The 17,777-nt window shown below is 71.5% G+C and carries 14 protein-coding genes and 1 pseudogene (1 of these 15 running past the window's edge); 6 read left to right on the forward strand and 9 right to left on the reverse strand.

Annotation, left to right across the window (positions count from 1 at the left end):
- Positions 1–18: 18 nt before the first annotated feature.
- A complete protein-coding gene (locus D474_RS0118880) occupies positions 19–909 on the forward strand; it encodes an oxygenase MpaB family protein (protein ID WP_017615076.1) in 891 nt (296 codons plus the stop codon).
- Here the strand turns inward: D474_RS0118880 and D474_RS0118885 are convergent.
- The gene (locus D474_RS0118885; RefSeq protein WP_017615077.1) at positions 880–1,383 is read right to left on the reverse strand and encodes a DUF7144 family membrane protein; all 504 of its coding nucleotides are present in this window, start codon (positions 1,381–1,383) and stop codon (positions 880–882) included. The two genes, D474_RS0118880 and D474_RS0118885, sit on opposite strands and share 30 nt — an antisense overlap.
- Positions 1,384–1,771: 388 nt before the next feature.
- On the opposite strand from D474_RS0118885, the gene D474_RS29315 reads away from it, so the two are divergent.
- Positions 1,772–2,110, forward strand: coding sequence for an ArsR/SmtB family transcription factor (locus D474_RS29315; protein ID WP_017615078.1), 339 nt, complete (start codon positions 1,772–1,774; stop codon positions 2,108–2,110).
- Between the two features lie 103 nt (positions 2,111–2,213).
- Positions 2,214–3,071 (forward strand): hypothetical protein, encoded by an 858-nt coding sequence (locus tag D474_RS0118895; protein WP_017615079.1) that lies wholly within the window; start codon positions 2,214–2,216, stop codon positions 3,069–3,071.
- Positions 3,072–3,130: 59 nt separating this feature from the next.
- Here D474_RS0118895 and D474_RS0118900 read toward each other — a convergent pair whose 3' ends face one another.
- From D474_RS0118900 to D474_RS0118910, 3 genes are read right to left on the reverse strand one after another with little or no spacing between them, the layout of a single operon-like run.
- The gene (locus tag D474_RS0118900) at positions 3,131–5,074 is read right to left on the reverse strand and encodes an ABC transporter permease/substrate-binding protein (RefSeq protein WP_017615080.1); all 1,944 of its coding nucleotides are present in this window, start codon (positions 5,072–5,074) and stop codon (positions 3,131–3,133) included.
- Entirely contained in the window at positions 5,074–6,603 is a 1,530-nt protein-coding gene (locus D474_RS0118905; RefSeq protein WP_017615081.1) for a sugar ABC transporter ATP-binding protein, read from the reverse strand. The genes D474_RS0118900 and D474_RS0118905 overlap by 1 nt, the downstream gene beginning before the upstream one ends.
- Positions 6,596–7,624, reverse strand: a complete 1,029-nt coding sequence (locus D474_RS0118910) for a LacI family DNA-binding transcriptional regulator (RefSeq protein WP_017615082.1) — start codon at positions 7,622–7,624, stop codon at positions 6,596–6,598. The genes D474_RS0118905 and D474_RS0118910 overlap by 8 nt, the downstream gene beginning before the upstream one ends.
- 322 nt (positions 7,625–7,946) lie before the next feature.
- Here D474_RS0118910 and D474_RS31175 point away from each other — a divergent pair.
- Positions 7,947–9,047: pseudogene (locus D474_RS31175) on the forward strand (flavin monoamine oxidase family protein); the annotation flags it as partial.
- 105 nt (positions 9,048–9,152) lie between these two features.
- Here D474_RS31175 and D474_RS0118920 read toward each other — a convergent pair.
- Together D474_RS0118920 and D474_RS0118925 are read right to left on the reverse strand one after the other, a co-directional pair.
- Complete coding sequence (locus D474_RS0118920) at positions 9,153–11,669, reverse strand: MMPL family transporter (protein ID WP_040703946.1); 2,517 nt, start codon at positions 11,667–11,669, stop codon at positions 9,153–9,155.
- Positions 11,670–11,715: 46 nt separating this feature from the next.
- On the reverse strand, positions 11,716–12,378 hold the full coding sequence (locus tag D474_RS0118925) for a TetR/AcrR family transcriptional regulator (RefSeq protein WP_026118620.1): 663 nt from the start codon (positions 12,376–12,378) through the stop codon (positions 11,716–11,718).
- Positions 12,379–12,874: 496 nt separating this feature from the next.
- On the opposite strand from D474_RS0118925, the gene D474_RS0118930 reads away from it, so the two are divergent.
- The gene (locus D474_RS0118930) at positions 12,875–13,366 is read left to right on the forward strand and encodes a nucleoside deaminase (protein ID WP_017615086.1); all 492 of its coding nucleotides are present in this window, start codon (positions 12,875–12,877) and stop codon (positions 13,364–13,366) included.
- A gap of 265 nt (positions 13,367–13,631) precedes the next feature.
- Complete coding sequence (locus tag D474_RS0118935; protein WP_017615087.1) at positions 13,632–14,327, forward strand: GNAT family N-acetyltransferase; 696 nt, start codon at positions 13,632–13,634, stop codon at positions 14,325–14,327.
- Between the two features lie 26 nt (positions 14,328–14,353).
- Here the strand turns inward: D474_RS0118935 and D474_RS0118940 are convergent, their stop codons facing one another.
- The 3 genes from D474_RS0118940 to D474_RS0118955 all read right to left on the reverse strand — a co-directional run.
- Positions 14,354–15,295 (reverse strand): SGNH/GDSL hydrolase family protein, encoded by a 942-nt coding sequence (locus tag D474_RS0118940; protein WP_017615088.1) that lies wholly within the window; start codon positions 15,293–15,295, stop codon positions 14,354–14,356.
- Between the two features lie 291 nt (positions 15,296–15,586).
- A complete protein-coding gene (locus D474_RS0118950; protein WP_017615090.1) occupies positions 15,587–16,546 on the reverse strand; it encodes an N-acetylglucosamine kinase in 960 nt (319 codons plus the stop codon).
- Positions 16,543–17,777, reverse strand: the 3' portion of a protein-coding gene (locus D474_RS0118955) for an alpha-N-acetylglucosaminidase (protein WP_017615091.1). It continues 871 nt past the right edge of the window; 1,235 of the gene's 2,106 nt are visible here — the last part of the coding sequence; its start codon lies off the right edge, out of view; it ends in the stop codon at positions 16,543–16,545. The genes D474_RS0118950 and D474_RS0118955 overlap by 4 nt, the downstream gene beginning before the upstream one ends.

The raw sequence follows: 17,777 nt of genomic DNA on the forward strand, positions 1-17,777 counted from the left end.
CGCGCACGAGGGGGCACGATGGCCGGCACACCCGCACGCGTGAGGGCGCCGCGGCCCGGTGGCGCGGTCTGGCGCAGGTTCGGTGACGTGCGGTCCCTGCTCATGGGGCCGCAGATCCTCCTGCTCCAGGTCGCCCACCCGGTCGTGGGTGCCGGCGTGTCCGAGCACAGCACGTTCCGGCAGCACCCGTGGCGGCGGCTGTGGCGCACCCTGGTCTCGCTGAGCACCGTGGTCTACGGGGGCCAGGACGCCGCCGTGGCCGAAGCCCGCCGACTGCGCGGGGGGCACGCCTCCATCAGGGGAGTGGACGTGGCCGGGCGGCGCTACCACGCGCTCGATCCCGAGGCCTACCACTGGGTGCACGCCACTCTCGTCCAGGGTCCCGTCGACGCCCATCGCCTCTTCGGCCCGGGCCTCGATCGCGGTGAACTGGACGCCTACCACGCCGGTATGCGGGACGTCGGGCGGGTGTGGGGGTTGGCCGAGAGCCACATGCCGCCCGACCGCGACGCCTTCGCCGCCTATTACGACAGAACGGTCCACGAGCGGCTCGAACACACCCGCGCCGTCGACGATCTCGTGTGGGCCCTGGCGCACCCGGTCCGTCCCGCCGCATGCGTCCCGAACACCCTGTGGGAACCGGTCGGGGTGCTGCTGGCCCGGCCCGTCCTGCTCGTCACGGTGGGGGCCCTGCCTCCGGTGCTGCGAGAGCGCTTCGGACTGCGCTGGGGGCCGCGACAGGAACGCTCACTGCGCCGACTGGCTGCGGGAGTGCGCGCGGCTGCAGCGCTCACCCCACCACCCCTGCGCCGCGGCCACAGCCGGATCCTCGCAGCCGTCGGCCGGAGGGGACAACGGCAGCGGGAACGCACCGCCGGATCAGCCGTTGCGCCGGGCGCTGCCGCCTGAGTCCTCGGGGGAATGCGCGGGGCGGGGAGCGGTCCGGGCCGCCTCGTATCCGCTGCGGTAGACCGCTTCGCGTTCGCTCCCGTCCTCCTCGGAGCCGTCCATGCGCGGCCACCCCGCGGTGAGCCCGTAGATGACGAGCACGTCGATCGCGATCGCCACCATCGACCACAGCGGCATCGCCACCACGAACGCGAGCTGGGCCAGGGCGTTGAGCGAGGCCAGCACGATCGCGAAGAACCGCGCCCACGCACTGCCCGAGAGCACTGCCATCCCGGCCACGACCAGGACCACGCCCCACAGCCCCAGCAGAACACCCCACGAGGAGTACTCGAGCACGAGCATCTCGGTGTCGGTGGCGAAGTAGAACTCGGGGGTGAACAGTGCGACCAGGCCCTGGATGATGTTGATGCATCCGATGACGACCAGCAGCGTCGCGACGAAGAACTGCCAGCCGTTGGCGGCATCGAAGCGCATGTCGTGCTCCTCACCGGGTCCCGTCCGGCCGGGCCCTCGGGTGTCACGGTCGGGTGCGCCGGTTCGCGCGCCGCCCCACCATGATCACGGAGGGAACGCCATGGCCGTTCACAGGTCCGTCCAGGATCGGGTAAAGCCGGGCACGGCGCGGGGAGGAGGCGGAAGAGCGTTCATCGCCGCACTTCCCGAGGATTACGTAACCGCGTCACCGTTAGGGTGGGCGCGTGGCAGACGACAAGACCGAACAGCGCCTGGCCGATCTGGAAGCCCGTGTCGCGGCCCTGGAATCGGCCGGCCCNCACCCGCCTCCACCGAGGACACCTTCTTCGCGGTCAACGAGCTGCGGCGCCGTCTCGGGGGCCGGGGAGGGGTCCTGTACGCCGGGACCGTGCGCGCGTCCGAGGGCGACGAGCCCCTGGAATGGCAGTACGGTCACCCCGTCGAACGCCTCGAGGACTCCGACTGGTCGCGCCTGGCCCCCCGCCTGGACGCCCTGGGCAACCCGGTCCGCCTCAAACTGCTGCACGAGATCTGGAACGGGGCCGGGACCGTCGCCGAGCTGGCCGAACTCCCCGGTTTCGGGACCACCGGCCAGATCTACCACCACGTCAACCAGCTCACCTCCGCCGGATGGCTGGCCCCCACACGCCGGGGCCACTACTCCATCCCCGCCGAACGCATCGTGCCGCTCCTGGTGATCCTGGCCGCCACCGGCGACACCCCCTGACGGGTCGACCGCCGGCGCGCACCGCGACGCCCGTACACGGGTGGGATCGTGTGGGACTTTCGAGCACATTGTGCCGGGAGCGGAGTCTTCCTAGCCTGAACACGTGCCAAGAGCGATCGTCACCTCCCGCAAGATCAACGAGCACGTCCGCCGCCTCGGTGAAGAACACCCGCCGGTGCCCTTCGAATCGGTGGACTTCACCGTCGCAAACCCCCGGGCCCTGCGTGCCCGCTACGGAAACGTCTTCGAGTACCTCTCCCGCGTCGAGCTCGAGGTCGAACGCAACGTCCTCGAACTGCTCGTGCTCATGCCCGACGTCACCGAGAACGACCGCCTCTTCTACGCCGACGTGTGGCACCCCCAGGAGCTGCGCCACGGCCACATCCTCGATCGCCTCCAGCAGGACCTGGGCATGGAACCCGCCCAGCCCCGCCTCCGGGTCTCGCCCGCCATGCGGGTCCTCGGCGCTCTGGCGCACCTGAGCCCCGTCCAGGACGTGGTGCGCATGCTCTACTACCTGACCGGAGCCAGTACCGAACGCCAGGCCGTCCTGGCCTACAACACCCTCAATCGCGGGCTGCTCGAGATGGGCGAGGATGCCGTGGCCCACACGATCGTCACGCCCATCAAACGCCAGGAACCCGGTCACTTCGCCTTCTACCGCATGTCGGCCACCTCGCTGATCCAGCACGGCGTCCTGCGGCCCTGGCAGCTCTTCCTGACACGGGTACTGCGCAAGCACAGTTTCTCCCCGGTGGGCGCCAACACCACCGAGCAGATGGGCGACTACGGCGGGGTGGTCACAGCCCTGGGACTGGCTGACGAGACCGAGGCCTACGCGGCCGAGGTCGGGCGGGTCGAGTCCCAGCTCCTGTGGGCGCACAAGGAAGGGATGACCGTCCCGCCCTACGTCCTGGAGGCCCTGCGCGAGAGCCTGCGCCTGCACCGGGAACGCTCCTGACACACGTGCGCCCGGCCGCCGACCCGCAGGACAGCGACCGGGCACAGGGTGACCCCGGCTCAGGAGAAGTCGTCCACGTTGTCCTCGGTGACGACCTCCACCGGGACCCGCACGTCCTCCTCGACGCTCTCGCCGCGCGCGGCGTCGATCGCGTTGCGCACCGCCACACGTCCGAGCTCGGAGGGCTGCTGCGCGATGGTCGCGAACAGGGTGCCCTGCTCGACCGCCTCGAAACCCTCCGGGGTGCCGTCGAAGCCGACCACCACGGCCTCATCACCCGCGTCGCTCAGCGCGGCGGACGCGCCCAGCGCCATCTCGTCGTTCTCTGCGAAGACGGCGTCGATGTCGCCGTTGCCCTGGAGCATGTTGGTCATCACGTCCAGGCCGCGCGTGCGGTCGAAGTCGGCCGGCTGTTCGGCCACGACCTCGATGTCGCCGTATTCGGCGATGCCCTCGCTGAAGCCCTCACCGCGTTCACGGCTCGCGGAGGCGCCCGGGGTGCCCTGCAGCACCGCGATCCGTCCCTCCTCGCCGATCTCCTCGGCCAGGACCTGCGCCGCCAGACGCCCGCCCTCGACGTTGTCCGAGGTCACCAGCGCGTCCGCCTCGGCGTCGTTGATCCCTCGGTCGGCGGCCACCACCGGGATGTCGGCGTTGTTGGCGCCGCGCACCGGCGGGCCCGCCGCGTCGGAGTCCACCGGGTTGATCACCATCGTGTCCACACCGGTGCTCACGAAGTTCTCGATCTGGTCGGCCTGCTGCGAGGGGTCGTCCTGGGCGTCGGTGACCACCAGGTCCACACCCGCGTCGGCGGCCTCCTCCTCGGCACCGTCCCGCATCTGCAGGAAGAACGGGTTGTTCAGTGTGGACACCGACATGCCCACTCGGGGCCCCTCGGGGGAGGAGCCCGGGGTCAGGAAGGACAGCGCACCCACGATGAGCGCCGTCACCGCAGCCGCACCGCCGAGCGCGGCCAGGCGCTTGCCGCGCCCGCCGGACCCGCCGGCCGTGCCCACGCCGCTGCCCGCACCGCCCGAACCGGAACGGCGGCGCACGGTGTCGAACAGCACCGCCAGGGCGATGACCACACCGATGACGACCTGCTGCCAGAACGCCGACACCGAGAGCAGGTTCAGGCCGTTGCGCAGAACCGCGAGGATGAGCGCACCGATGAGCGTGCCCGAAGCGGTACCGACACCGCCGGCCAGGCTCGCACCACCGATGACCACGGCGGCGATCGCGTCCAGCTCGTAACCCTGCGCGGCCTGCGGCTGCGCCGAAGCCAGGCGGGAGGCCAGGATGACACCGGCCACGGCCGCGAACAGGCCGGAGAGCGCGTACACACCGAGCTTGTGGCGCTTGACGCGGATCCCCGACAGGCGGGCGGCCTCCTCGTTGCCGCCGATCGCGTACATCGCACGCCCGGCGAAGGTCCGGCGCAGGATCACTGCGGTGATCAGACCCATGAGGACCATGATCAGCACCGGGACCGGCAGCCAGCCGCCCAGGGAGTCCCCCAGGCGCGCGACCGGGTCCGGGAGAGCGATCGGGCTGCCCTCGGACAGCACCAGCGAGAGACCGCGACCGATCGAGAGCATCGCCAGCGTCGCGATGAACGGCGGCAGTTTCCCGTAGGCGATCAGGGCCCCGTTGACCAGCCCGGCCGCGGTACCCGTGGCGGCGGCCAGGGGCACCGCGAGATGGACGGGAACCCCTTCCACGGTCGCCAACCAGGCCAGCATCGTCGCCGACAACGCCGCGACCGAACCGACCGACAGGTCGATGCCCCCGGAGATGATGACGAAGGTGACACCGAAGGCCAGGACCGCGATGACAGCGGCCTGGACACCGACGTTGAGGAGGTTCTGCGCCGTCAGGAAGTCGTCGGACAGCAGCGACATGAACACGACCAGGACGGTCAGTGCGGTCAGCGCTCCGTTGTCCAACAGGAATCGGCGCACGACGGGCCAGGTGCCGCCGCTCTTTGCTGTGTCAGTGGGCACTACCGGCCCTCCACTTCGTTCTCTTCGGGGCTGGTTCCGGGGTTGGGGGCGACCGCGAGCGACATCACGGAGTTCTGGGTGGCCTCCTCGGCGGAGAGCTCACCGGTGACGCGGCCCTGTGCCATGACGAGGATCCGGTCACTCATCCCCAGCACCTCGGGCAGGTCGCTGGAGATCATCAGAACTGCGTGACCGGAGGCGGTCAGCTCGTTGACGAGCCGGTAGATCTCGACCTTGGCGCCGGCGTCGACACCGCGGGTCGGCTCGTCGAGCACGAGCACCCGCGACTCGGCCAGCAGCCACTTGCCGATGACGACCTTCTGCTGGTTGCCGCCGGAGAGCGTTCGCACGTGCTGGCCGATGTGGGCCATGCGGATCGACAGCTCGTCCGCGATGCGCACCGCGGACGAACGCTGGCCCTGCAGGTCCACGAACCCGCCCCGGCTGGAGGGGCCCAGCGTGACCAGGCCCAGGTTCTCCTCCACGGACGCGTCCAGGACCAGGCCCTGCCCCTTGCGGTCCTCCGGGACCAGACCCAGGCCGGCACCCAGGGCCGCGCCCACGTCGCCGCCGGGCAGCCGGTTGCCCAGGACCTCCACGGAACCGCTGTCGTAGGGGTCGGCGCCGAAGACCGCGCGGGCGACCTCGGTACGGCCGGCGCCCACGAGCCCGGCCAGACCGACGACCTCGCCGGCGCGCACGTCCAGGTCGATGTCCTCGAAGACACCGGCGCGGTGCAGACCGCGCACCTTCAGGAGGGTCTCGCCGGGTTCCGGGCGTTCACGGGGGTACTGCTCGTCGATGCTGCGGCCCACCATGAGGCGCACCAGTTCGTGCTCGGGCTCGGAGGCGTCCACGTGGGCGACCGAACGCCCGTCGCGCAGCACCGTGACCCGGTCGCCCAGGTCCGCGATCTCCTCGAGGTGGTGGGTGATGAAGACCAGCCCGACCCCCTCGTCGCGCAGCCGTCGGGCGATCGTGAAGAGCCGCTCGACCTCCTCGGTGGTGAGCACCGCGGTGGGCTCGTCCATGATGAGGACCTTCGTGTCCAGACTGAGAGCCTTGGCGATCTCCACCATCTGGAGCTGGGCGATGCCCAGGCCGCGCACCTTCGCACTCGGGGTCACGTCGACCCCGACCCGTTCCAGGAGCTCGGCCGCCTCGGCCTCCATGCGTTTGGTGTCGACGAAGCCGAACCGGCGCGGCTGGCGGCCCAGGAAGATGTTCTCGGCCACCGTCACGTCGGGGACGAGGTTGAACTCCTGGTAGATCGTGGCGATGCCCAGGCCGGCGGCGTCCTGGGCATCGCGGATGACGACCTCGCGCCCCCCGACGAGGACCCGGCCCTCGTCGGGGCGGTGGGCGCCGGACAGCACCTTGATGAGGGTGCTCTTGCCGGCTCCGTTCTCACCGAGCAGGACGTGCACCTCGCCCCGGCGCAGGTCGAAGTCGACGTCGTCGAGCGCGACCACGCCCGGGAAGGCCTTGCGTACGCCCTCGATGCGTAGCAGTTCTTCCGGACTACTCACGTGTGGCTCCTCCGGTCGGGGAAGACGGGTCGGGCTCGCCGCAGGAACGGCGGACGACCAGGTGGGCGGGCAGGACGGTCGACGTGGCCGGTTCGCCCGCGATGAGGCCGGCCAGTGCCCGCACCGCCACCCGCCCGAGTTCCGCGGTCGGCTGGGCGATCGCGGTGATGGGCGGCGCGGTGTGCGGGAACCAGGGGATGTCGTCGAACGCGGCCAGGGCGATGTCGTCGGGCACGCGCAGACCCCGGTCGCGGATCGCGTCGAGAGCGCCCAGGGCCATGAGGTTGTCGTTGGCGAAGACCGCGTCGGGGCGTTCGGGAAGGTCCAGGAAGGCCTCGGTGGCCAGACGTCCGCTCTCGGCCTGGAAATCGCCGCTGCCCACGTGGGAGTCGGACAGCGACAGTCCGAACTCCGACAGCGCGGCGCGGAAGGCCTCCACCCGCTCGCGGCCGGTGGTCGTGGCAGCGGGACCGGTGATGACCGCGAGCCGGCGGTGGCCGAGTCCGTACAGGTGGGCGACCAGGTCCCGGATCGCGCCGCGGCCCTCGGAGCGCACCACGGGGGCGTCGGAACCGGGGATCCAGCGGTCGACGAAGACCACGGGGGTGGGGCCGGAGACGGCGTCGAGCGTAGTGGGGGAGCGGCCGTCCGCGGGGGAGACGAGGAGGCCGTCGATGCGGCGTTCCATGAGGGAGCGCACGTGGTGGCCCTCGAGGTCGGCGCGCTCGTCGGCGTTGCCGATGATGACGCTGTAGCCGAGCGCGCGGGCCTCCTCCTCCACGGACCTCGCGAGTTCGGTGAAGTAGGGGTTGAGCACGTCGCTGATGACCAGTCCGATCGTGCGGGTCCGGTCGGTGCGCAGGGAACGGGCCACGACGTTGGGCCGGTACCCGAGCGTCTCGGCGGCGGAGAGGACCTTGGCGCGGGCGCCGTCGCTGACCGCCGACTGCCCGTTGAGGGCGCGCGAGACCGTCGCCACCGACAGCCCGGCCGCCCGGGCGACGTCCTTGATGCCCACCACCTGCGTTCACCTCCTCGAACACGTCGTGTGTGCGGGGCCTGGAAGGTGCGGTCCCGGCACGCTGGAAACGATTACATGATCGGAAACGATTACACCATGACCAAGCAACACAGAAGTTCACAGAACAGGGCGCACTGGGACGGGGCGGGGCCTGCGGTGCGTTCGGTGTGTGCCGGAGTGCGGGGGTTCCGGGGCCGCTGCGGGGCACGATCGTGCGGCCGTATCATCCCGGTCACGATTTCCGGGGCGCGGTGAGGGGACGCACAATGGGGCCATGGAACGCAGGGACGCCGTAGTGATCGGAGCGGGCGCCGCCGGGCTCATGGCCGCGCTCGAGCTCACCGCCGCCGGATACGACGTGGAGGTGATCGAGGCCCGCGAACGTGTGGGCGGGAGGGCGCACACCGTGCGTTTCCCCGACGGGCGCTTCGCCAACGCGGGGGCGGAGTGGGTCAACCCCGAACACCACGAGGTGCTCGGCCTCGTCGACCGCTACGGGCTCGGGTTGCGCTCGGGCGGCGGGTTCGAAGCGCTCGTCGTCGACGGATGGGCGCGGGTCGGCGAACCCGCGGACGCCGAACGCGTCGAAGAGGCGCTCGAAGGCCTCGAGGGGCGCCTGACCGACCACGAACGCCCCTGGGACGACCCGGTCGCGCGCGAGATGGACCGCCGCAGCGCCCTCGACTGGATTCACGACGCCGGGCTCTCCGCGGGCGAGCGTGCCCGGATGACCGCCTACATCCACGCCGAGTACATGGTCGAACCCGAGGAGCTGTCCGAACTCGCCCTTGCGCTGGCCGCCGACCTCGACTCCGGCGACACGGCCTACCGCATCGCCGGCGGCACCACCGAACTCACCGACGCCATGGCCCGGGAGCTGGGGGAGGAGCGCATCCGCCGCGGCGATGCGGTGCGCAGGATCGAACACGGGCAGGACGGCGTCGTGGTCCGTACCGACACCCGCGCCGTCGCCGCGGAGCGTGCGGTGGTCGCCGTGCCCCTGCCTGCCCTGGACCGCATCACCCTGGACCCGGCGGTGCCCGTGCCCTCGGTGCACCAGGGCCGGGGCGGCAAGCTCCTGGTCCCCTACGCCCGGCGCCCCGACACCGGTACCGGAGACCGGCACGCCGGCCGTGTCGGGTTCCAGCACGTGTACGACAACGCCCCCGACGACCAGCCGGGAGACCCGGGCGTTCTCACCGCCTACACCTACCGGCCGCTGTCCGAGGACGAGGTGGTGGAGACCTTCGGCGAGCTCTACCCCGAACTCGGCGCCCCCGACGCGGCACCCGTCGCGGCCTGGTGGAGCGAGGAGCCCGAGTCCGGCTGCACCTACTCCGCCCTGGGCCCCGGCGACCTGGACGCCCTGCGGCGCCTGCGCGAGCCCTTCGGGCCCCTGTATCTGGCGGGGGAGCACACCGAGATCATCTGCGGGTTCGTCGAGAGCGCCCTGCGCAGCGGCCGCCGTGTGGCCGCCCGCATCACCGGCGGGGNTTCATCCAGTCCCCGGGCCCCTCCTCGCGGTCGGTCAGCTCCGGCTCGGCGCCACCCCGTCGGGGGAACCCTCCGGAACGTCGGCCGTGCCCGGCTCACCGGTGCTCTCACCCTCGGTGCGGCGTTCCTCCAGTGCCGAACCCTCCACGTCGATGTCGGGCAGGATCCGGTCCAACCACTTCGGCAGCCACCAGGCGCCGTTCCCGGCCAGATGCATCAGTGCCGGGATCAGCAGCATGCGGACCACGAACGCGTCGATGAGTACACCGAAGGCCAGCGCGAACCCGATCGAGCTGATCATCATCGTCTCGGAGAAGATGAACCCGCCGAAGACCGAACCCATGATGATCGCTGCAGCGGTGACCACGGCACGCCCGGCCCGGAAGCCCTGCACCACGGCCAGGCGCGCGGGTACGCCCCGCACGTACGCCTCGCGCATACCGGTTCCGATGAACAGCATGTAGTCCATCGCCAGGCCGAACAGGATGCCCACCAGCAGCGTCGGCAGGAAGTTCAGCACCGGCCCCGGGTTCTCCACCCCGAAGAGCGCGCCGAGCCAGCCCCACTGGTAGACGGCGACCACACCGCCGAGCGCGGCGAAGTAGGACAGGATGAACCCGAGGGTGGCCACGACCGGGACGAAGATCGACCGGAACACCAGCAGCAGGATGACCAGCGACAGGCCCATGACCACCGACAGGTAGGTCGGCAGCGCGTCGCTCAGGGTGTCGGAGATGTCGATGTTGCCGCTGGCCATGCCTGCGACGCCGAGCGGCCCGGCGCCCTCGATGGGTTCGAGGTCCCGGAAGGTGTGGACCAGGTCCTCGGTGGACTCACTGGAGGGCCCGCCCTCGGGCACGACCTGGAAGATGGCCATCTCGTGGTCGTCGGAGATCCCGATCGGGGCGACGGCCGTGACGTCGTCGCGGGAGTAGAGTTCTTCCGCGACCTGGAGCTGTTCCTCCTCGGCCTGCTCCTCGGCGGCCTCCTCCGTGGGGCCGCCGGTGAGGTCGGACGCGACCAGCAGCGGGCCGTTCATGCCCTCGCCGAAGTTCTCCTCCACCGCGGTGTAGGCCGCGTACTGCGTCGAGTCGGTGGGCTCGGCTGCGCCGTCGGGCATGCCCAGGCGCAGGTCGAGCGCGGGCAGGGCGATGATGCCCAGTGCCAGGACGGCGATCCCGGAGCGCAGCAGTGCCCGCCCTGTCGACATCGGCCGGAGCTCGTCCTGCTCGCCGTGGCGGTGCTTGCCGTCCGCGGCGCCGCCCTCACCGTCCAGACGTGCGCGCTCCTTGCGGGACAGGATGCGCATGCCCACCAGCGACAGCAGCGCAGGGACCAGGGTCACCGCGATGAGCACGGCGGTGGTGATGGCGATCGCGCCCACGCTGCCCATCAGGCCCAGGAAGCCGATCCCTGTCAGGTTCAGGCCCAGCAGCGCAACGAGCACCGTCGTGCCCGCGAAGACCACCGCGTTGCCGGCCGTGCCATTGGCCAGCCCGACGGACTCGCTCAGGCCGGTGCCCTCCTTGAGCTGGCGCCGGTGCCGGTTGACGATGAACAGCGCGTAGTCGATACCCACGGCCAGGCCCAGCATCAGGCCCAGGATCGGTGTCACGGACGCCATCTCCAGCACACCCGACAGCGACATCGCGATCAGGGTGGCGATACCGACACCGACCAGCGCCGTCAGGATCGGAAGTCCGGCGCCGATCAGGGTGCCCAGCATGACCACCAGGACCACACCGGCAACGATCACACCGATGACCTCGGCGGTGCTCACCAGGCTCGGCATGCTCATCGCGATGTCGTTGCCGAACTCGACCTCGGTGCCGGGCACCGGGGCGTTCTCGAAGACCTCCATGACGGCGTCGCGGGTCTCCTGGGAGACTTCCTCCTGCCCGTCGGTGAAGGAGATGTTGACCAGGGCGGTCGCACCGTCGTCGGAGACCGTGCTGATCTCGGAGGACATCTCGAGCATGGCCTCGCCCCGCTCGAGCTCTTCCTCCTGTTCCTCGATGACCGCGCGGTTCTCGTCGATCTGCGACTGCTGGATCTCGAGCTCGTCCTCGACCTGGTCGAGCATTCCGGCCATCTCGGCCTGGGCCCGGCCCTCGTCGAGCTCCTCCTGGCCGGCGTCGAGTTCGGCGAGCCCGTCGTCGATCTCCTCGCGGCCCTCCTCCAGCTCCTCGCGCTGGTCGGCGGTCTCCTCCTCGGTGACGAAGGGGTCCACCACGTCCGCGACACCGGCGACCTCGGCGGCCTCCTCGGTGCGGTCGGCGATCTGCTCCTGTTGCTCCTCGGTGAAGGGTGTGCCGTCCTCGGTCTGGTAGACGACGGTGCCCGCACCGCCGCCCATCCCGTCGAACTCCGACGACAGCTGCTGGTTCACCTCGTCGGTCGGGGTGCCGGGGATGGAGAAACTGTCCTCCAGCTCGCCCGAGAAGAGGAAGAACGCGGTCCCGGAGGCCAGCAAGAGGGCCAACCAGACCGTTATGACGGTCTTCGCCCGGCTCGCGCACGCGCGTCCGAGTCTGTAGAGAAATTCAGCCATGGGTCTTTCGCCAAACGAAGGTGGGTGGGGTGAGCGCGGTGGACGCTCAGTGCGTCGCGGGGCCGATGGAGCCGTAGCCGTCGCGGTTCACCGAGATCATGCGTTCGAGGAGTTCGGTCCAGGTGCGGCGCGAGGCGTCGGTGTCGACACCGCCGGTGCTCTCCCGCCAGCGGCGGACCACGACCACGCCGCCGCCGACGAGCCCGCCGCACATGAGGTCGACCACGAGCGGGTCGGCGTCGGGGTGTCGGTGCATGACGATCGCGCTGAGGCGGGTGGTCATGTCGTTGATCGCGCTCTCGAACAGCGCCGCCTCGCTCGGGGAGGGCTCGCACTCCCCCCGGGCGAGCATGCGTTTGAGGCGGGTGATCGGTGTGACCAGGTCGGCCGAGCGCACGGCATCGGCGACCTCGTCGAACATGGCGCCGGGGCTGGTGTCGACCTCGGTGCCGAAACCGGACGCGATGTCGTCGAGGATCGACTCGAGTATCTCGCCGAACACCTCGAGCACGATGTCGTCGAGGGAAGCGAAGTGGTTGAACACGGTCCGCCTGGACACGTCCGCCCGTTCGGCGAGCTGGTCGACGGTGAACCCCGTGCCCTCGATCTCGGACATCAGTTCTGCAGCGGCATCGATGATGGCGCGGCGGTGGCGTGACTTCAGCGCTTCGCGCCGGTCGCGCGAGCGAGTTCTGCCCTGTTCGTTCACACTGTTCACGCTATGCGCGTGAATGCACTCAGTGCAACGACGCACTTGGTGCACCCAGTCACAGTGGTGCGCAAGGGCGTCCGGAGGGCTGGGGGCCGGGCCCCGGGGGCGGGGTGGTGGCGCCGCTCCTCGACGTCTTCGGAGGAGAGGGGCTGTTCCCAGGCGTAGGTTCACGCCGTTGCGCGCGAATGGGCCCTCGGCAGGCGGCGGTGCACCGCGTGGGCGGTGAGTGGGCGGTCTGTGGGGTCGTGGTGGGGGGAGAGGGGGCTGGGAACTCAGGTGCTCCGGGGGAGGCTCCCGTGTCGTGGGGCGGGCCGGCTCCTGTTGTGCGGCCTGCAGCCCCGCGCGCGTGTCCTGACGTGCGGGCCCTCCGTCGTGGAGGCTCTTCAACGCAGGCGCACGGGAAGGGCGTCCCAGGTGTTGGCCACGATGGAGGGCTCCCGTTCGGTTCCCGGTAGGCGCTCCCCTCCACGTGGGCCGGTGCTAGGCTCCCCCCATGGGGAGCACACACGTCGCCGACGGGGATCTGGTCCATCTGCGCCGCTGCGTCGACCTGGCGCGGGAGGCCCTGGAAGCGGGCGACCAGCCCTTCGGATCCCTCCTCGCCGACGGCTCCGGAACCGTGCGCTTCGAGGACCGCAACCGGATCTCCGGAGGGGACCACACCCGGCACCCGGAGTTCGCGATCGCCCGGTGGGCCGCCGAGAACCTCACCCCCGAGGAACGCGCCGCCTCGATCGCCTACACATCGGGCGAGCACTGCGCCATGTGCAGCGCGGCACACGCCTGGGTGGGGTTGGGGCCGATCGTCTACGCCTCCAGCACCGAGCAGCTCACCGCCTGGCACGCCGAGTGGGGCGTGGCGCCCGGCCCGGTCACTCCGCTGTCGATCAATGACGTAGCCCCGGGTGTGCCGACCCGCGGTCCGGTGCCGGAGCTGGCCGAGGAGGTCCGCCTCCTGCAGGCCCGCAGTGCCGGGGTGGCCTGAGCCCGTCCTCAGCCTGCGGGCTCGCGTGCGGCCGGCGCGGCCCTCCGTCCCGATCCGATGAGCGCCAGGGTTCCTGCGCACACCGTCGTGCCCGCCCGTTCCGCGGCGGTCGGCCCGGCCCGGAGTGCTGCGGTGCGCCTCTGACCCGGATCGAGGGCCGGCCCGGGGTGCGCCTTCTCACGGGCCGAGAATGCTGTGCAAGCGGTACTGTACCGTCTGGACGGTTCAAGTGGCCGTCCGAACGACAGTACTCAACTGGAGCGTGATGCCCGTGACCCCGAGTTCCCCTGATGCCGTGGACGTGCGCGAGCGGGAGCGACCCGACCGAGGCGCCGCCGAGCGGCCGCCGCGCCCCCAGCCCAGACCGGCCCGGCGCAGCGAGGTGGGTGACGTCGCCGAGGTGCTCCGCCGTGCCTTCATCGGCGACCCCGTCATCGACGCGTTCTTCCCGGACGCCGACGAACGCCCGCGCCGGGCCCGCCGCATGTTCGCCGTCCAGGCCGCCTTCGAGCACCTGCCGAACGGCCTGGTCGAGGTCGTCGATGGCAGGGACGGCATCGTGGGCGCCGCCCTGTGGGGAACCCCCGGAACCCCGCGTACCACTCGGACCCTCAGCAGCCTGCGCTCGGCACCACACCTGGTCGAGACCCTGGGCCTGCGCCGTGTGTTGTCCCTGGGCACCCTTGCCCGGGACTGCGCGCGTCTCGCGCCCGACCGCCCGTACTGGTACCTGGCGGACCTCGGAACCGACCCCGACGCGCGGGGCACCGGGGCCGGCGGGGCGCTCCTCCGGTCCGGTCTGGGGCGTGCCGACGCCGACGCCCTGCCCGTCCACCTGGAGTCCAGCAAGGCCGAGAACATCCCGATCTACGAGAAGTTCGGGTTCCGTGTGACCGGGACGGTCCGGATGCCCGACGGCCCCGAGCTGTACGCGATGCTGCGCGAGCCGGCACGGGGCTGACCGATGGGCACCGGCTGCCCCGGGCCCTACTGCTCGATCTGCTCCTCGTGCACCCGGGCGATCTCCCGCGCCCCTTCGGCGTTGGTGTGGATGTCGGGGCCGATCTCGGCGTCGCACATCCACGTCCAGTCACAGACCCTCTGCACGTTGAGGGGGAGCCCGGTGGTGCTCTCCTCGGGAACGTCGAACTCGCCGGAGTCGAAGCGGGCCTCCACATCGGCCACCTCGATGTCCTGCTCGGCGTAGGCCGACCGCAGGGTGTCGTTGAGCTGCTCCATCACCCCGACCGCGTAGTCGACGACTCCGCGGCCGTCGGGGAGCTCGCCACCCGGGGTGCCCGGGTCGGGGTCGTCGACGTGCTCGACGGCCCAGGGTGCGAGGAACGGGTTGTAGTAGGTCATCCCGACGATCCGGGTCTCCGGTCCGGCCGCCTCGCGCAGCCGTTCGGTGACTTCGGGCAGCTCGTCCTCGACCCGTTCGAGGCCCTCCTCGACGCAGTCGGTGTCCAGGTTGGAGGCGTCGGCGGGGTCGCTCAGGTCGACCTGCTCGAAGCAGCCGGCGATGTTGTTGATGCCCAGGCTCAGAGTGATGAGCTCGACGTCCCCCTCGTGTTCCTCCAGGAAGTCCTCGGCCGTCTCCACCTGCGAACCGCCGTCGTAGCGGTCACCACAGGCGGGGTTGTCGCCCTCGAGGAAGGTCGACGTGTCCTCGCCCCGGCAGCCGGCCCGCTGGTGTGCGAGTTCGTGACCGTCCTCCGCCAGCGATGCGGTGAGGAAGTCGGTGTAGGCCTCGTCGGTCTGCTCGGGCAGTCCCTCGCCGTCGGGCTGGACCCCGACGGTCAGGGAATCTCCCACCGACAGGTACCGGTCGGCGCCCGTGCCCCCGTCCTCCCCGGGGCCGGGGCCGGAGCAGGAAGCCGTGGTCAGGGCGAGGGCGGCGACCAGGGCCGCAGCGGGGACGGTTCTCACGGGATGCTCCCAACAGCGCACACGGTGTGTCACGGGGCATCCCCCGTGGCGCCGGGGGAGGGAGGGACCCGCCGAGGCCACAGTAGGACATGCGCCCGACGAGCCCGGCGGGTGCCCCGGCCCTTCCGGGCGGCTACAGGTACTCGGCGGCGAAGGCCCGCACGTCGCTGGTGAAGAGGACCGGCGCCTGCGACGCCGCGAAGTGCCCGCCCCGCTCGTACCGGGTCCAGCGCACGATCGTGTTTGCCCTCGAGCGCCGAGCCCCGGACCGCACCCGTCGGTGATGCCTGCTCAGGCGTCGTGGCGGAACAGGTACGGCGGCCGGTGCGCGAGCGGTCCCTCCGCCGCCAGCGCCAGGGCACCGTCGAGCGCGTCACCGGCCGGGTCCACCAGCCGGGCGTCGGGCACCCGGCGCAGCACCGCGGCCCGGAACGGGTCGGACACCAGCGCGCCCGCGTCGAACAGCCGACCGCCCCACGAGAACGTGCGCTCCAACCCGGGCGAAGCCGCCGCGGCCGCCGTCTCACCCAGGTGCGTTCCGGCCTCTCGCCAGATCCGCCGGGCCACCGCGTCACCTTCCCGCGCCGCCTCGGCCACTTGCGGGCAGAACGACGCGAGCAGGGAAGAGGTCGCGTCCCCGCCCCGGTACAGCTGCACCTCCAGCTCCTGTACCCCTCCGAAGCTCCGTTCCGCCCGGGCGAGCAACGTCGCGGACCCACCGGGCAGTCCGTCCAGAGCAAGCAAAGCCCGGCGCAGCCCCTCCTGCCCGACCCAGGCGCCGCTTCCCCGGTCGCCCAGCAGGTATCCCCAGCCGTCGGTACGACGCCACAACCGGTGCAGGTCGGTGCCGAGCGCCACCGACCCGGTCCCGGCGGCGACCACCACACCGGGTCGCCCGCGCAACGCACCCGCGTGGGTGGTCAGCGCGTCCGCGGCCAGCAGCACGTCCCCGGCCGGGAAACCCGCGCGTAGCAGGCGCACCAGCTCGTCGGGGTCCTCCACCAGATCGGGGAGACCGGTCAGCCCCACCGCGATCCGGTCGAAGCGGTCGGTGCCCGAGCGCTGCGCGGTCCCCCGCAGCAGGTCAAGGATCCGGGGAACCAGCCGCGGCACGTCGATCCCGCCCTGCACACGCGGCACGGCGGCCGTGTCCTGCGCGCGCACGGCGGCACCGCCGCAGCGCGCCGCGACCCGCACCCCACCACCGCCGACGTCGACCCCGGCCAGAGCGAGACCTGCGCCCCCGCTCACCGCGGGTCCCCGTACCGGTCGAACAGAGCCCGTGAGCGTTCCACCACGTCACCCGGGACGGCCTCGCCCTCCGGCCCCTCACGCAGGAACCGGGCGGCGCGCGCCTGCAGGCGCTCCTCCAACCGGGCCGCAGCACCCTCGCGGTCGGTCAGCGCCGTGTCGACCCCCTCGGCCCACATACGCCACCGATCGCGGTAGTAACCGCCGACGAGCCCGGACCACAGGCGCCCGGCGTAGTCGTCCAGGAACGGGCTCTCGGGGGTGTCCCACACGGTCAGCAACCGGCGCGCGTTGTCCACCATCACCGCACGTCCGTCGGCGTCCCCGCCCCAGGCGGCGGCCTTGTCCTCCCACAGGCGGAAGGTGAACTCCGGGCGGGTGGCCAGCAGCCCCTCCAGGTCGGTGAACACCCCCAGGAAACGTTCCACCCGCGCCGGGTCGGCCCCTCCCTCGCCAGAAGCACGCTCCACCACGTCCAGGTACAGGCGGTCGGCCACCCGCGCCAGGACGGCCGTGGCGACCTCCACCAGATCGTGCCCCAACGGCCCGCGAGCCAGGTCCGGATCGCGCTCGGCCGCCTCCACGAGGTCGGCCCAGGCCCGGTGCAACACGGCCGGTTCGTACCAGACCAGCCCCTCGACGTCGGCGCGCAACCGCTCCGGCTCGGACAGGTCCCGGTAGCCGGGCGAGAGGGTCAGCACCCCGTTGAACTGCTCAGGGAAGACACGCACCCCGCGTGCCCCGTAGATCGTCGCTTCGAGCCCCTGCCAGGCCCGCAGCAGAGCCGGGTCCCGGTCGGGGCCGTAACGCTGCGCCACGAACCCGGGCAGCCAGTCGCGCGCGACGTCCTCCACCGGGTTCCAGGCCTGGTCGGCGACCAGCTCGAAGAAGGCCGGGTTGTTGTGGGTGGCCTCCATGGCCAACCCCACCCCGACCGGCGGAGTGGGGGCCCGCCGAGCCCGGTTCAGCCCGTCCACCGCGCCCTGCAGATCTCCGACGGGGTCGGTACGGCCCCCGAAGTTCAGCAGCGAGCACCACATCCAGGGTTTTCCGGAGAAGGCGTCGAAGCGTTCCCACTGCGGGTCGGCCTCCGCCCACAGGTCGAGCACGAGCAGGCGTTCGCCGGGCACGGAGTCGAGGAACGCCCGCACACGCTCGTCGCTCCAGAAGTCGCGCTGGTACGAGAACGGCCAGGCCTGCAACACCCACACCGCCTCGGGATCGGCGGGCG

Source organism: Nocardiopsis salina YIM 90010, from assembly GCF_000341025.1.
Taxonomy (GTDB): domain Bacteria; phylum Actinomycetota; class Actinomycetes; order Streptosporangiales; family Streptosporangiaceae; genus Nocardiopsis; species Nocardiopsis salina.